11 protein-coding genes are annotated in these 14729 nt (G+C 56.9%); 8 read left to right on the top strand and 3 right to left on the bottom strand.

The annotated features are described in order from the left end of the window. Nucleotides 1–24 precede the first annotated feature (24 nt). Genes LJD29_RS16485 through LJD29_RS16470 form a run of 4 tightly spaced genes read left to right on the top strand, consistent with a single transcriptional unit; the run spans nucleotide 25 to nucleotide 4861 of the window. On the top strand, nucleotides 25–765 hold the full coding sequence (locus tag LJD29_RS16485) for a response regulator transcription factor (protein WP_446742651.1): 741 nt from the start codon (nucleotides 25–27) through the stop codon (nucleotides 763–765). After that, nucleotides 755–2623, top strand: coding sequence for a sensor histidine kinase (locus LJD29_RS16480; protein WP_446742650.1), 1869 nt, complete (start codon nucleotides 755–757; stop codon nucleotides 2621–2623). Before LJD29_RS16485 ends, LJD29_RS16480 begins: the two co-directional genes overlap by 11 nt. Then, on the top strand, nucleotides 2604–4160 hold the full coding sequence (locus LJD29_RS16475) for a hypothetical protein (RefSeq protein ID WP_446742649.1): 1557 nt from the start codon (nucleotides 2604–2606) through the stop codon (nucleotides 4158–4160). The genes LJD29_RS16480 and LJD29_RS16475 overlap by 20 nt, the downstream gene beginning before the upstream one ends. After that, complete coding sequence (locus tag LJD29_RS16470) at nucleotides 4160–4861, top strand: cupredoxin domain-containing protein (RefSeq protein ID WP_446742648.1); 702 nt, start codon at nucleotides 4160–4162, stop codon at nucleotides 4859–4861. The genes LJD29_RS16475 and LJD29_RS16470 overlap by 1 nt, the downstream gene beginning before the upstream one ends. Before the next feature lie 61 nt (nucleotides 4862–4922). On the opposite strand, the gene cysC is transcribed toward LJD29_RS16470, so the two are convergent. Together cysC and LJD29_RS16460 are read right to left on the bottom strand one after the other, a co-directional pair. After that, on the bottom strand, nucleotides 4923–6632 hold the full coding sequence (gene cysC, locus LJD29_RS16465) for an adenylyl-sulfate kinase (RefSeq protein WP_446742647.1): 1710 nt from the start codon (nucleotides 6630–6632) through the stop codon (nucleotides 4923–4925). Between the two features lie 51 nt (nucleotides 6633–6683). Next, nucleotides 6684–7544, bottom strand: a complete 861-nt coding sequence (locus LJD29_RS16460) for a PHP domain-containing protein (protein WP_446742646.1) — start codon at nucleotides 7542–7544, stop codon at nucleotides 6684–6686. A 194-nt stretch (nucleotides 7545–7738) separates the two neighbouring features. Between LJD29_RS16460 and LJD29_RS16455 the strand changes: the two genes are divergently transcribed. From LJD29_RS16455 to LJD29_RS16440, 4 genes are all read left to right on the top strand, one after another. Continuing rightward, nucleotides 7739–8854, top strand: a complete 1116-nt coding sequence (locus LJD29_RS16455) for a YncE family protein (RefSeq protein ID WP_446742645.1) — start codon at nucleotides 7739–7741, stop codon at nucleotides 8852–8854. 152 nt (nucleotides 8855–9006) lie between these two features. After that, entirely contained in the window at nucleotides 9007–10794 is a 1788-nt protein-coding gene (locus LJD29_RS16450; protein ID WP_446742644.1) for an aryl-sulfate sulfotransferase, read from the top strand. A 260-nt stretch (nucleotides 10795–11054) separates the two neighbouring features. Continuing rightward, nucleotides 11055–12182 (top strand): hypothetical protein, encoded by a 1128-nt coding sequence (locus LJD29_RS16445; protein ID WP_446742643.1) that lies wholly within the window; start codon nucleotides 11055–11057, stop codon nucleotides 12180–12182. A gap of 66 nt (nucleotides 12183–12248) precedes the next feature. Further along, nucleotides 12249–12782 carry a TlpA family protein disulfide reductase gene (locus LJD29_RS16440; RefSeq protein ID WP_446742642.1) on the top strand — a complete coding sequence of 178 codons (534 nt, stop codon included), beginning with the start codon at nucleotides 12249–12251 and terminating at the stop codon, nucleotides 12780–12782. 14 nt (nucleotides 12783–12796) lie between these two features. Here LJD29_RS16440 and LJD29_RS16435 read toward each other — a convergent pair whose 3' ends face one another. Next, entirely contained in the window at nucleotides 12797–14713 is a 1917-nt protein-coding gene (locus LJD29_RS16435; RefSeq protein WP_446742641.1) for a hypothetical protein, read from the bottom strand. Nucleotides 14714–14729 lie beyond the last annotated feature (16 nt).

The following is a 14729-nucleotide window of genomic DNA, read 5'->3' as shown; positions in this document are numbered from 1 at the left end:
TAGAGATGTATGGAAGGTTCAAACATGGCGAAGAGCAAAGATACGGAATTGGAAGCGAGCACGCCAGACGCTGTCATGTCTGCCAGCCTCGGTACGATCCTGATCGTAGAGGATGACCCGCGCATGCAGAAGGTGCTGCGCCGGATCTTCACCGAGGAGCGCTACACCGTGGCGGTTGCCGGCGACGGCCAGACCGCGCTCGATCTGTTCCGCAGCGAGCGGCCACTCGCTGTCGTTCTCGATCTCATCCTGCCCCAGTTCTCAGGACGCGAGCTTTGCCAGATGTTCAAGAGCATGTCCAGTGAAACGCCGGTGATCGTTCTGAGCGCCATCACCGAGGTTGTCGACAAGGTTCTTCTGCTCGAGCTGGGTGCCGACGACTATGTAACCAAGCCATTCAGCCCGCGCGAGTTAACCGCACGCGTGCAGGCCGCGATTCGTCGCCAGAAAAAGACCACCTCGCTTGAAACCTACCGCTTCGCCGACTGTGAGATCGACTTCAAGAAGATGACCGCCCGCCGCGGAGGAAACCCGGTGGTGCTTACCGCTCATGAGTTCAAGCTGCTCAAGTTTTTCACCGAACATTCCGAACGGGTCATGACGCGGGAGGTCTTGCTGAACGAAGTCTGGGGGTATAACTTCTACCCGACGACCAGAACCGTAGATAATCAGATACTCAAGCTGCGCCAGAAGCTGGAACCCGATCCGGCGGATCCTAAGCATCTGCTCACCATCTATGGAGCAGGATATAAATTTGTCCCTTGATTCTCACTCGGCTCCATCTGCTGCCGACCATTCGATGTTCCTGGCAAGGCGCCTGAAGCAGGGCGTTCGAACCCATGTCCTGCTCGTCTTCGCCATGGCCCTGGTCATCGCCAGTGTCACCAGTCTCAGCCTGTTCCTGCTTCGACAGGGATTACGCGCACAGGTCACCAAGAATCTCTCCGAAGACCTGAGCCACTCCGTCATCACCTTCCAGAATCTCCAGGCAGAGCGGCTTGCGGCCCTCGAACGCGAGAACGCGCTTCTCGCCGATCTCCCCACGCTCAAAGCGCTGATGACAAGCGGAGATGACCTGACTATCCAGGATGGAGCGGTCGACTTCTGGCAACTGAGCGGCAATGATCTTTTTGCGCTGGCGGCCTCAAACGGCAGGGTCGTTGCTGCGTACACAAAGAGCGCTCCGGCAACCGCCGCTCTCCGAAAGAACATCGGTGCGCTCATCTCTTCACATGACGAGCACTACCTCATCGATGGCGACTCGCTTTATGCCTGTGCTGTGCGGCCTCTTTACTTCGGCAGCAACGAAGAAGGAACACTGCTCGGCTACGTAGTCAGCGGCATATCCATCGAACGTACAGTAAAACAGATCAGCCAGCCTACCGGCGTGGAAGCGACCTTTCTCAGTCAGGGCCATGTGGTCGCCAGCACATTGCAACCGCACGCACAGCAGGATCTGATCTCTCTGCCTTCTCTGCCCTCCGCAAGCTCAGACGGCTCAGTAGGCGTCACCGTCGATGGAACGCCGTTTATCGCCGCAACCGAGGACCTTTCTCATTCCGCTACTTCGCCCCTGCAACTGGTCGTGCTGAAGTCGCTGCGGCCTGCCGAGTTCTGGATCAGCCGCATCGACCGCGTCGTTCTGACGGCTGGAATGCTTGCTCTTATTCTCGGAACGCTCTTCATGGTCGTGGTCTCACTCTTTGTCACCCGTCCACTCGAATCGCTATCCAGGAGCGTGCGCGCCTTCGGAACAGGCGACGGATACTACCGGGTGTCTTTTCACGGCACGCAGGAGGTCCGCCAGCTGAGTGCAGCTTTCGTCCGCATGCGTGACGAGATTCGACAGGTCAATCTGAAGCTGCTCGAGGCAGAGCGCCTCGCCACGATCGGACGCATGGCCAGCTCCGTATCGCATGATTTGCGTCACTATCTCGCCGCGATCTATGCCAACTCTGAGTTCCTCGCTCTTAACAAAATGTCTGCAAAGGAGCGCGCCGAAATTTTTGCCGATATCCGCACCGCCGTCCACGGCACCACGGATATGATCGAGTCACTGCTGATCTTCAGCCGCACCGGAAGCAGCATACGGAGAGTTCCCGAGCTTATGGCGACCCTACTCGAACGCGCGACAGCTCTCACGCGGCAGCATCCGGATGCGGAGGCCGTCACGCTCCTCACGCGTTACGGAGACCCCACCGAAACCGCGGCAGTTGTCGACGGCAAGCAGATTGAACGCGCCATCTTCAACCTCGCTCTTAACGCCTGCCAGGCCCAGCGCAGTGCCGGTACAGCCCGACAGGTGATCTTGACGCTCAAAGCCACGGACCAGGAGATCACGCTTCTCGTTCAGGACAACGGCATCGGTATCCCCGAGAATATTCGCACCAGCCTCTTCGAGCCTTTCGTCAGCGAAGGCAAGCAGAAAGGCACAGGCCTGGGACTGACACTTGCCGCACGTGTCGCCACGGAACATGGGGGCAACGTAACACTCGTGAGCAGCCGCGCCGAAGAAACCATCTTCCAGATGACCATCGCTCGAGGCTTGTCCGATCAACAGCATCCCACCGTACCATCGGATCGCCACGACCGGATTGACACACATGAAGATGCTCACATTTGAGTCACGGAAGGCCACGGAAATCGCTCGGGGAGTCTGTCTTCGCGCGACAGGCATCCTGCTGCTTTTCTGCGGCCATCTCTATGCTCAGGACGATCTCCAGGAGAAGATACAGACACTCACCGATGCCATGACGCGCACCCAGGCCCAGGTAGAGGAGTCGCAGCGCGAGCTGAATGAAATGCGTGCACAGCTTGCTGCTCTCAAACAGCAGTTGGCCCATCAGGGTCCCGATGCGACCCAGAAGCAGTCCACACAGGATGCGTCAAATGCTGCTTCGAATGCAGCCCATCTGAACTCGGCCATCGACGAGCTACGCGAACAGCAGGCGATGCAGGCATCGCAGATCGCAACGCACGAACAGGCGAAGGTGGAGAGCGATTCAAAGTATCCCGTCAAGATCACGGGGCTCATTCTGCTGAACGGTTTCGTCAACACCCATGCGGTCGATATCCCTGCCACCCCTACCGTTTCGATACCGGGTAACGGAAACACAGGCGCCTCCATTCGCCAGACAGTACTCGGCATTGAAGCGCATGGGCCGCATCTCTTTGGGGCGCGCAGCTATGCCGACCTCAGCGTCGACTTCAATGGCATGCGACAATCGAGTTCGGCAACGACATACTACAACTCCAATACCACCCTGCTCCGTCTCCGAACCGCGCACGCTGGCCTCGCATGGGATCAGACCCAGGCATATTTCGCGCTCGATCGCCCCATCTTCAGCCCCGATACCCCTACTTCGCTCACTGCTGTTGCAGTGCCTGCTCTCGCCTGGTCCGGCAACCTGTGGACATGGAATCCTGAGGTCGCCCTCCGGCACGATTTCAGACTGGACGGCGGCCGCAATGCGCAACTCGAAGCAGCTGTCGTCGATGTCGCCGATGCTCCGCTCACGCCGCAGAGTACCGGCGCCGGCGCAGCCACAGGGGCGCTCGTCAGCTCCGGAGAAGCCAGCCGCACACCTGGAGTAGAAGCACACGCCGCCTTCTTCCCCTCCCGACTCGGTCTATCCGGCAGCCGCTTCGGAGCCGGAGGATATTTCCTGCGGCATCAGACCACGCTCGGCCATCGTTTCGACTCCTGGGCAGCTACTCTCGATATGAAACTCTATCTACCCGCGCGACTCGAGCTCACCGGCAGCGCCTATCGCGGGCTCGGTCTCGGCGGCCTCGGAGCAGGCGGATATAAAGACTTCGCCTCTATCGCGGATTCTGATGGAGACGGCTATTATGTGAGGCCGCTGGACGACGTCGGAGGATGGATGCAGCTGAAAGAAAAGTGGAGTCAACGGCTGGAGACAAACGCGGCATTCGGTACGGATAATCTCTTCGCAAGCCAGATGCGTCCCTACTACGTCCCCTCCGCGGGCATTATCGCGAACCTCGTCCGCAATCAGACTTACACCGGCAACATCATCTACAGCCCAAGCTCTTACATCATGTTCTCTCTCGAATACAGGCGCATCGAAAGCAGGCCGGTGGAGGGTCTATCCTCGGGCAGCAACGTCATCATGCTGGGGGCGGGATACAAATTCTGATGACCCTGCGCAAGAAGCCGCGATTACTCTTCATCCTCTGCGTCCTGTCGTGCGGTGTGGCGCTTCCGCAGGAACGTCATGCGAACGGCTCTCTGACTCTGCATCTTGTCGCAGAGCAGGCGGGAAACCCGCGCACAGTGCCCGCTGTCATCTGGCTGGAAGCAAGAAATGGCACACCGGTTCTTCCCTTTGCCTCCCACGAGCACTACACCCTGCTCCAGAAGAACCGCACGTTCATCCCTCACCTGCAGGTGATTCCTGTCGGCAGCACGGTGCAGTTCCCGAATAAGGACCCTTTCTTTCACAATGTGTTTTCGCTTTTCGATGGAAAGCGCTTCGATCTCGGGCTGTACGAAGCAGGCATCAGCAGGTCCGTTGTCTTCTCGCGCGAAGGACCGTCTTACATCTTCTGCAATATTCATCCCGAGATGAGCGCCGTCATCATCGCTCTTTCCACGCCGCTTTATGCCATCGCCACCGAGCACGATAGCCTTCAGATCCGCAATATCCCGCCTGGGTCGTATAAGTTGCATTACTGGATAGAGGGAGTCCAGCAACAAACGCTCGACGGTATGCAAAGAGACATCGAGGTAGCATCGGAAACCGATCTGGGAGATGTCCACATTTCAGTCCCTGCTGTCGTAGAGCACGACAACATGTTCGGCAAGCCTTATGAGAAAACACCGGACCCTCCTTACTAGGGACCGCATTCTCTCAAGCCTATCCGATGACGTGTAGAGATCCGCGATGCTGCAAGCCGGACTACAACGTATCCGCGCCGTCTTTTGAGGCGTCGGAAAGATACTTCTCGCGAATCAGAAACTGTAACAGTGATTCTGCATTTTCCTGTTCTGTCACACCCTCTGTCTGCAGCACGGCCTCCGGCTGCAACGGCGCCTCATAAGGATCGTTCACGCCGGTGAAGTGATCCAGTTGCCCGGCCCGCGCCCTCGCGTAAAAGCCCTTCACATCGCGCCGCTCGCACTCCTCGACAGGTGTATCGACGAAGATCTCCACAAATGAAGCATCAGGCATCATCTGGCGCACAATATCCCGCGTTTCCCGCCAGGGGCTCACAGCAGCGCAGATCACGATGCCTCGATGCCGCACAATCTCTGAAGCGACAAATCCTATTCTTTGTACGTTTGTGTCTCGATCTTCTTTTGAGAAGCTGAGCCCCTTCGAGAGATGCGTGCGCACGGTGTCGCCATCCAACAGCGTTACACGCAGGCCGCCTTCCATCAGCAGCACCAGAAGCTGTTCCGCGATCGTAGATTTTCCGGAACAAGGCAAGCCCGTAAACCATAGGCAAACGCCCCACTCAGAGGGCACCTGGAGAATCGTTGGCGGAGGAAAAGCGCTTCGCGACGTCTGGCATGGAAGCTCATCCATAATGCCGGATGCAGGTCCAGCTGATGGCTGCGCTGCCGTAATGGGGAAGGCTTTGCGCGAAGTACCGGTCCGCGCGGCATTGAAGATCAGTTCCACGCCGATTTCCGCGGCTCCATCCTGAAGCAGCTTCGACGCTCTGAGCATCTCACCATCTGCCACATTTTTGCGGCCGCGCCAGCGCGAAGTGTCGACGACATAGCTGCTGGCTCCGTAATTCTTGTGAACGATGGCGTGCCACAAGATCTGCTGCTCAGAGGAAAGCTGCGCATCCAGGTGTACGAAGTTGAGCATGGCGCGCGACGAAGAAAAACAGTTATGGAATGCGTCGACGCACTCGCGCAGATGCCGAAAATGACTCAGCTCATCCAACCGCTGCTCGGCACCGGCCAGGTTCAATAGCAGAACTGCATTTCGATCGTGGGCTAGTGCGCGCAGCCACTCAGTGCTCTCCGCATCGCGCGGTTCCCAGGCATCCACGGATATAACGGCTTTCCCGCCATGCAGAGACAGTTCCTTGTGCACTGCCGCCGGATCTCGCCACAAATCGGGAAATTGCAAATCTGCCGGGATATAAAAAACGTCCATCGGGCCGCTGATGGCCCGCTCCGACCATGTGTGACCGGCACCTCGGCTCCCGCCGTTGCGAGCGTGCCGCAACTCAGTACGCATGACCTCGAAAGATTCCTCGACGGTCATGCAGGCCAGGAGACGATTCTGCATGTCGCGCAACGCGATGCGCGATCCTGCGCGAAACCCTTTGCCTTCCCCTGCAGGCAATGTGATCGGTACCGGCCAGAGAACTCCGTTCGTCAGTCGCATGGATTGCATTACGCTGCGGTAGTCGCGCTCGCCGAGAAAGCGGTCGATCGGCAAAAATGCTCCGCTGGCCAGCATCGCCAGGTGAGAGGCCGAGGCTGCGGAAATTTGCAGAGACTCAAGCCCGCCCGCCTCTTTCATCAACTGCCGCTTGTCTTTCGCAGCAGCCATGAAAGGAATGAGCGCCCCGTTACGCGGAGACGTCAGAACCCTGGAAGCCGAAGAAATGGGAGTATGAACATTTTTCATGAATACAGACGTCATCGAAAGCTCTTAAACAAAGCAGAAGAAACCATCGATTGGAAAGATTGATGCTCAGGCGTTCACGACTGTTTCTGCGAAACGCCTTTTCAGCTCAAGGAACAGCGACGAAGGAACATGCAGCGTTCCGGACCTTCCTGTCCCCAGTCGAATATCTGGTTTGTAACTTCCGTGATAGTCCGATCCGCCTGTAACGGCAAGATCAAGCTCTGAGGCAATTGCGAGCCAATGATTTGTGTCCTCTGCCGAATGCTCAGGATGAAAACATTCGATTGCATTAAGGCCATATGGAATCAGATCGGCGACAAGCGAGCGTAAAGTGTGTGGGTCACGAGTAATGCGCGCAGGATGCGCGAGAGTGGCGATTCCGCCGGCGGCGGCGACTCTCTCTACAGCCTCTTCGAGAGCAGGCTCATTACGCTCCACGTATGCTGGCCGGCCTTCCGCAAGATATCGATCGAAAGCGTCCTGCAGCGATGCGGCATAACCCTTTTTCACCATCAGGCGGGCAAAGTGAGGCCTGCCCAGCTGCTTCCCGCTGATCGCCTCAAGCTCCGACCAGGAAATCTCCATGCCCAGCGACTGCAGCCGCTGTTGCAGGAGGATATTCCGTTCGCATCTTCCTTCCCGCAGCTCCTGGAGCCACGAGCGAAATTCGCTGCCGGGCTCCCTGAAAAAATATGCAAGCAAGTGCACCGAACGACTGCATCGACTGGAGTGCGTACTTAGCTCCACTCCACATATCAGGCTGCATCCTGCCAGGTCGCTCTGCTTTCTTGCCATATCGTAGCCGTCAAGCGTGTCATGGTCGGTGATCGCAAGCGCTTCAAGGCCCAGTTCTGTAGCGAGGCGCACCACATCAACCGGCGCATCACTGCCGTCAGAACAGTCCGTATGACAGTGAAGATCGATCACAACAGAGACGGTCCTTTTAAAAAAGAAGCTAAGTAGAAGTGAGACGGCATTCGTCACGTACAAGTTGCATATTTGTATTTATGAATGTCTTTTTTTAATTTCTTGGCTCTCTCTATCGCAGATATCTCATCAAAGGGCCCAGATTATCGATTGCAGCGTTTACGCAAACGCTCGCCTCGCTTATCTTCATAACTATGTTGATCGCCGCATCGGTTTACACGACAAACAGTGAGCAGCTTCGCGCTCGCTGGAAGCTTGAGTCGGGCCTGCCCGCAGTGCCTGGGCAAAAGGTCCATACACCCGCCGTCACCGGCCCCGGAAGCACAACATCACCCTTAACGTGGACGAAGGACGAATATGTCTTTCACGATGCCGGTCACCTCGGCCCTTCTCTCGTCCCCGACATGAACTATGCAGGCACTTTCGTCGTCTATGACTGGGACCGGAAAGAAATTGCCTGGCAGGCGGACTGGGGCCATTATCTCGGCAATCCTGCAGGCGTTTGTTTCGCCGATGGGCAGCTCTACGTCAGCGATTTTGAAGCCTCGAATATCTTTGAAATCGACCTCAATCAACATCCTGGAAAGCTGTTGAAGCGTATCTCGCACCCTTACTTCAACGATCTGCACAGCCTGGAAAGAACCAGGCGCGGACTGCTCTCAGCTTCCTGCGGCACCGATCTCGTTATCGAAGTCGATCGCGATGGCAACCTGTTATGGGAATGGTGGGCTGCCGAACATGGATACACCGTGACGCCATCAGGAGAACCACGCCCCAGCGGCCGCAACGGTGAACATCGCAACCGGTACTACCACACGAAGTTCCAGGCAACGCACGTAAACTGCGCCACAATCCGTGATCGCGAAGAAGAGCGCTATGTACTCTGCCTGCTCTTCCATCAGGGACTGCTGCTTCAGATCGACCGCAGCCTTCCGCCCGAAGAGCAAAATGGCGAGATCATTCTCGAAGGACTCGCGAGGCCGCATGCACTCGAAAAAATTCCCGGTGGATGGATCCTGGCTAACACCCTCGGCAAGGAACTGATTGTGCTGGACGACGATCTGAAGTTGAAGCGGACCATCACATACGATGGCGGCTGGATTCAGGACTGCACACGCCTGCCTAATGGAAACTTGCTGCTCAACGATGTCGACAATCATGTCCTCGTCGAATTGGCCGGCCCCGATTGGAACATCGTGAACCGAACCGAATACCCGGCTGCATGGAGAATGGGCGAACTGGTTGTGGTTCCTGAAGAACACGAAGCAGCCTTCCAGCAACCGATGCAAACCGAAGCAGTCCCCGTATAGCTGCGGGAAGAGCTTCACGGCAATTCATCGGACACGCTGCCCGCGAATTGCCTCATCGATCGACGCAGCGGTTTGATCTGCAAACGGGCTTCTCGATCATGCTCCTTCTACATGACTGAGAAGCCTCTCTGCTTGTGAAAGACGAGGTAAGTTTGTCCGTTTCCCGGCGCATTTCTATCTACACAACTGTTCTGTTCCTTATATCGCTTGCCTCGTGCCGCGAGCGGCCGGTCACAACCGTTTCGACCGCATCCGGCAGTCAGCACAGCATGCCGGAAGGTGACGTGTCGCATACCTCGAATCCTCAGGTTGCTTCCTACTCCGTTGCGCCTCAAGATCCCGCGGACGTTACGATTTTTTTCGGACCCGACCAGAGTCATCTGCGGAAAACATGGACGCAAACCGCAGCGGGACAAGGCAAGCCTCTCACAATATATGTCGCAGGCATGGAAGCAGATTCCGTCTATCACATGCATGCGCAAGTCAAATTCAAAGACGGCGCCATATTGAACGATCCCGATCACGTCTTCAAGACCGGCGCGCTGCCGAAGACGATCAGTCCCATCCACATCGCCGTCCAGCATTTCCAGAGCGCTCCCGCGCAGCAGCCAGGACTCGAGTTGCTCAACGGCAGTACAGGCGAGTTGGGACAGGTGGAAGCCACCGACCTCGACGGCCATATTCTCTGGACGTATCACCTCACGGATTGGCAGTCGCAACATCACCTGCGCTTTCTGCGCTGGAAGCAGCGTTGGATGGAGAAGATCTCCAGCTACTTCCAACGACCCAGTCCGATAGACGACCTGACACGAGTCGCACGCCGTGAGAGCACTGCGCCCTACATGGATTCGTCCAAAGAAATCGCGAACCTGCAAATCGTCAATCCGGTCAAACCGCTGAAGAATGGCAATTTCGCGGTGCTCTTCGGATTTGCTGCACAAGGGCTGGTCGTGGGTCCGCTTCCCGATGGCGCACACTCCGCTGTGCGCGAAGTAGATCTCGCAGGAAAGACCGTGCGGGAGATCACCATCGAGCAGCTCAACGAGGCTCTGCACCGCAACGGACATCCCGATATACAACTGCAGATGTTCCACCACGATGTCGAAGTCCTGCCCAATGGACACTGGCTTGTGCTCGCCAATGAATTCCGTCCCGGAACCCATCCACGCCAGGGAGAGACAGACATCTTCGGTGACATGATCATTGAACTCGATAACAACCTCCAGCCCGTGTGGACATGGAACACCTTCGATCATCTTGATCTGCATCGCCGGCCCTTGATGTCCCCTGACTGGACTCACGCGAACGCAATCGTATACACCCCGGACGACGGCAACCTGCTGCTTTCCATGCGCCACCAAAGCTGGGTCATCAAGATTGACTACGAGAATGGCCATGGTTCCGGCAAGATCCTGTGGAGGCTCGGTGCCGGAGGCGACTTCAAGCTGCTCAATGGACATGACCCCGAGGACTGGGCCTACGCACAACACTTCCCTTCAATCGTCGGTCCGCGCAGTGCTGGAGTCTTTCAGCTCACGATGATGGACAATGGCCTCGGCAGGCCCGATGCGGATGGCGTGCATTGCAAGATGATGCCGGGCATGCCGGGAAAAGGCGCTCCCTGTTATTCGACCGTGCCTGTCTTCGAGATCGATGAGCAGGCAAAGACCGCGCGCATCGTAGCTAGAAAAGTGTTTCCTCCCGGCCAGTTTTCTCTATGGGGCGGCAGCGCGGAACAACTTGCTAACGGCAACTTCAACGTCGCACTCTCCTCCCAGAGAAACACGAAGGGAGTCGACGATAGCTCGTCTGTCGTCGAACTGGCTCCGCAGCCAGGACTCGAGACCATCTGGAAGATGAAGGTCCAGGTGCCGGGACAAATCGGCGATATCTATCGCGCCATCCGCATTCCCAGCCTCTACCCGGGGGTGCAATGGTAACGCCTCGGTCTCTCTACATCGAGCACACGACACGCAACTGTTAGAAATCAACATCGCCTATTGCCGCATGAGTCGTTGAAGCTCATGCGGCAATATCTTTTCTGACCACCGGCTCACCATTCGATTGACTGCTCTATCCTTCGACGGTTGCTTTTCGTTCACCATCGAAGAGCTGAGACAGAGCCCAGCCTTCAGGTCCAAGACACTGCTCTATCGTCGCCAGTAAGGTTCTCCCGAATCCTCGAGTACTGGAGAACTGGATGTCGCTGAAGAAACGCGTAGTTGGAGTTGCCTGTCTGCTGGCCGTTGTAGTGTTCTTTGCATCATTCGATGCACCCCGTCTTACGGCGCAGGGATGCGTGGTCGCACACTCTGTCGGCGAAGTAGGCGGACCTGACAGCAATGGTGGATACCTCGCGCCCGGACATTGGCAGCTCAACCTCAACTACCGTCACCAATATTCGTTCCGCCATTATGTCGGCTCAGTCGAGCAGGTGTACCGCGAGCAGGGGCAGTCGCAGGTCAAGAATCGCATCAACCTTCAAGATGTAAGCCTGACCTACCAGATCACGCCACGCTTCAGCGTCATCGCTACCATTCCGTTTGAGTTTGCCAGTCGCAATTACTTCATTCGCCAGGGAGCGCTCGGTAATGGATCGCCGAAGACCGATGTAATAGGAGCCTTCGCAGCCTCCGGAGTCGGTGACATCAGTTTTATGGCTCAGGGCTGGGTTTGGGATCCCACAAGAAATCCGAAACACAACATACAGGTAGGCTTCGGCGTGCAAACTCCTACGGGCCGCGACAATGTCGCGACCAATCTTGTAGAGGTGCCAGGCACCGCTCCTGTAACAGCAATCGCCGACTATTCGATTCAACCGGGAATCGGCGTATGGGCCATTCCCTTGACCGTCTCCTCCTTCCAGGCGATCAGCAGTTCGCTGCAGGCCTACTTCAACGCAAGCTATCTCTCTACTCCCGCGGAGACCAACGGTATCCTCGCGTTTAGCCTTCCGGGGTCCGCTCCTCCTGCTCCTCAAAATAAATACGTATCCGCCGCTGATGAATATCTCATGCAGCTCGGCGTTGCATACATGGTGCAGAAGGTTCCAGGACTCACCATCACCGGCGGCCTGCGTAAAGAAGGCGTCCCCGCGCACGATATCCTCGGCAGCAACGAGGGCTTCCGCCGCCCGGGCTATGCAGTTTCACTGGAGCCCGGAGCAATCTACAGCTTTCATGGCGGACACGATCTTCTCATTGCCAATATCGACCCTGCGCTCTATCGCAATCGCATCGCCAGTGTGCCTGACCTGCAACTTGGCACCCATGGTGACGCCGCCTTCGCCGACTGGGTATGGCTCGCCAGCTTCCAGCACCGCTTCTAATTTCGAACAGGCATGCAGGATCATCAGCATGTCCTTTTTCTGCCGCCTTATGAAGGAAGTCCGCTCGTGGAACTGTCGCTTCGCATCGCCACAACATTCCTGTTCGCCACCACCACACTCGTCTCACATGCTGCCGAGAAACCCGCTTCGCTCACACTGAAAGACCTTCAGGGGCACAAAGTTCGAATTGCTGATCTGCACGGCAAGATCGTAGTGCTTAATTTCTGGGCAACATGGTGCGGCCCATGCAATGCTGAAATGCCCATGGTCGTGAAGACGGCTGCAACCTACGCAGGCAAAAACGTCGTCTTCATCGGAGTGTCTGTCGATGCGCCACAGACGCAGAAGAAGATCCCCAGCTACCTCACCGGCCACCAGATTTCTTACCCCATCTGGACCGGCGCAACAGACGATGACATGAAACGTCTCCAACTGGGCGATGCCGTTCCCGCAACGGCATTTCTCGATCAAGATGGAGTCATTCGTTCAAGAATTCTCGGACAGATGCGCCCCGGGGAGATGGAAGAGCGCATCGACTGGCTGATTAACAACGAACAGGGAGCAGCACCAACGCCCGTAGTAACCCACCTGGACAAGTAAGCCATGTCATTTCGTCAGCGAGTGAACCACACAAACGACGCACGCTCCAGCGCCGGCAATCGAAAGTGAATGCCGGACCCTGCTTTCTCCCCCTCGACAACCTTTTCGTCGCCGAGGAATGGAAGCACGTGCATGTGGATGCCCCACGCCGAGGGCACGTCAATTCCTGTTCCCTTCTCTTCGGTCGGTGTCGCATTCTTACCCGCCTGCAGGCCGCTGAAGTTGGCAAAGAAGAGTGACGGAACTCCGTCTACCATCGCCGCGTGCGCTACGACTTCCCCCCGCGCATCGATGGCGATCGTCTGCTTTCCGCTCATTGCATCCAGCAGCTTCCGTTCTTCCGGAGCAAGAGGTGTGTCAAGCTGCTGCTCTGCCCGCTCCAGATATCCACGTTCCGGGTGATCGGGAAAGCGCTCGGCCTCGGAAACATCGTTGAGCTTCGCATCCGGCTTTCCCGTCAACACCAATCGGCCCCCGTGCGCCTGCCATCGATGTAAGGCGCTTGCCTGCGATGCATCCAGCACCTGCACATCGGGCAACACCAGAGTCTTGCCTGAGAAGTTCGTGAGCGATCGCGGCGTTACGATCTGGAACTGCACATGCGAGCGCAGCAGCATCAGAAGGACTCCACGATATGAAGCAACAAACTCCTTCGGACGCTGATTTCGCGTCATGTCGGAAAAGTAGACTCCAACATTCCCAAGCGGAACACGCTTCCCCGCAAACAGCGAGTCGTGCATGGCGACCCAATGATAGACCTCACTGCGTGTTGTCATGTCATTCGAGCCCGACATGACGTGTCCACGCGCATCCCACAGGTTGGCGCCCGCGACCAACTCCGATGCAAACAGATTCAGCATTGCGTCATGCGGCTTCACTCCTGCCGCACCGTCCCACGAGTAATTAAGAATCCACGTCGAGCGATCGCCCGCGAAAGCACGAAAACTGCGAATGCCGATCTGATACATCATCCAATCGAATGGGGTGCGCGATGCCGCGGTATGATCGTCCCCTCCGCCGAACTCATACTCGTGCGCAATCGCATCCACGTGCGGATAGATCTGGTAGACATCAGCCCCAACCCTCGGCGCTTCTTCTTCAATACCGGGGTATATTTCGGGAATCAACGAGATATTCGGATTCACGCTGGTCGCCTGCGCGCCAATCTCGATCAGGAAGTCCGTAATCGTTCTGACGCGAAAGTCGACCCACCGGCGAAAGGCTTCATCCTGGAAGTCCCCGATTTTCACATCGCGGCGCGCATCGAGTCCCGTCTCGCGTTTGAATGCGGCAATAGTCGCTTCATCGAAGCTGGCCCATGTATCTTCCCAGCCGGTGAAGTGCGTCATCCAGTACGGAATATCGACGTAGATACCGTCAATGCCCGTCGCCGCGATCTGCCGTACTCGCTGCATGTAGAGTTTGCGCCAGCTTGCAGCATAGGGGCTGATCCAGGCATCTTCTTCGCCCTTGGCAATCCAGAAGGCGGCCTTTGTATCGAAGATCGCGGGCTCACCTGTCTTCTTTCGCTGTAACCAATCGGGATGATCCTTCGCCAGGGTATGAGCGCCATCACCTTTGGCGGTAATGCACTCCGTACCGGCGATGTAGACGAACGCCTTATTGTGATGACGATGCGCGGCAGCTGCAACGCGGCGAATGGCCTCAAGCTTTTCGGTGGGATCGAGCAGGCTTTCGTAGCGGCCGGGGATATCGTTGTCGACCTCGATGCCGTACACACCGCTCTCTTCTGCTTGTTGAACAATCTTCTCGGCATCTGCGGAACTCAGCGGATAAGCTGCGATCCGAACATGCCGAAGCCAGCTTCGTCCCGCCCCATCGAAAGAGGCTGTCGCTCCTGTCTGCGCAGACAAAGGGCAGACAACCGCGAGCAGCAACACCGAAACGACATTCCGTTTTGAGCAACGCATGAATACGCATCCTTAC

This window comes from Silvibacterium acidisoli (assembly GCA_022870745.1).
Classification (GTDB): Bacteria; Acidobacteriota; Terriglobia; order Terriglobales; family Acidobacteriaceae; genus Silvibacterium.
This window is presented reverse-complemented; position numbering and strand designations above follow the sequence as displayed.

Bases quoted from the DNA above. Each gene is read 5' to 3' on its own strand.
- cysC (WP_446742647.1), bottom strand. From the start codon at position 6,632: ATGACGTCTGTATTCATGAAAAATGTTCATACTCCCATTTCTTCGGCT.
- LJD29_RS16455 (WP_446742645.1), top strand. From the start codon at position 7,739: ATGTTGATCGCCGCATCGGTTTACACGACAAACAGTGAGCAGCTTCGC.
- LJD29_RS16475 (WP_446742649.1), top strand. From the start codon at position 2,604: ATGAAGATGCTCACATTTGAGTCACGGAAGGCCACGGAAATCGCTCGG.
- LJD29_RS16485 (WP_446742651.1), top strand. From the start codon at position 25: ATGGCGAAGAGCAAAGATACGGAATTGGAAGCGAGCACGCCAGACGCT.
- LJD29_RS16470 (WP_446742648.1), top strand. From the start codon at position 4,160: ATGACCCTGCGCAAGAAGCCGCGATTACTCTTCATCCTCTGCGTCCTG.
- LJD29_RS16435 (WP_446742641.1), bottom strand. From the start codon at position 14,713: ATGCGTTGCTCAAAACGGAATGTCGTTTCGGTGTTGCTGCTCGCGGTT.
- LJD29_RS16445 (WP_446742643.1), top strand. From the start codon at position 11,055: ATGTCGCTGAAGAAACGCGTAGTTGGAGTTGCCTGTCTGCTGGCCGTT.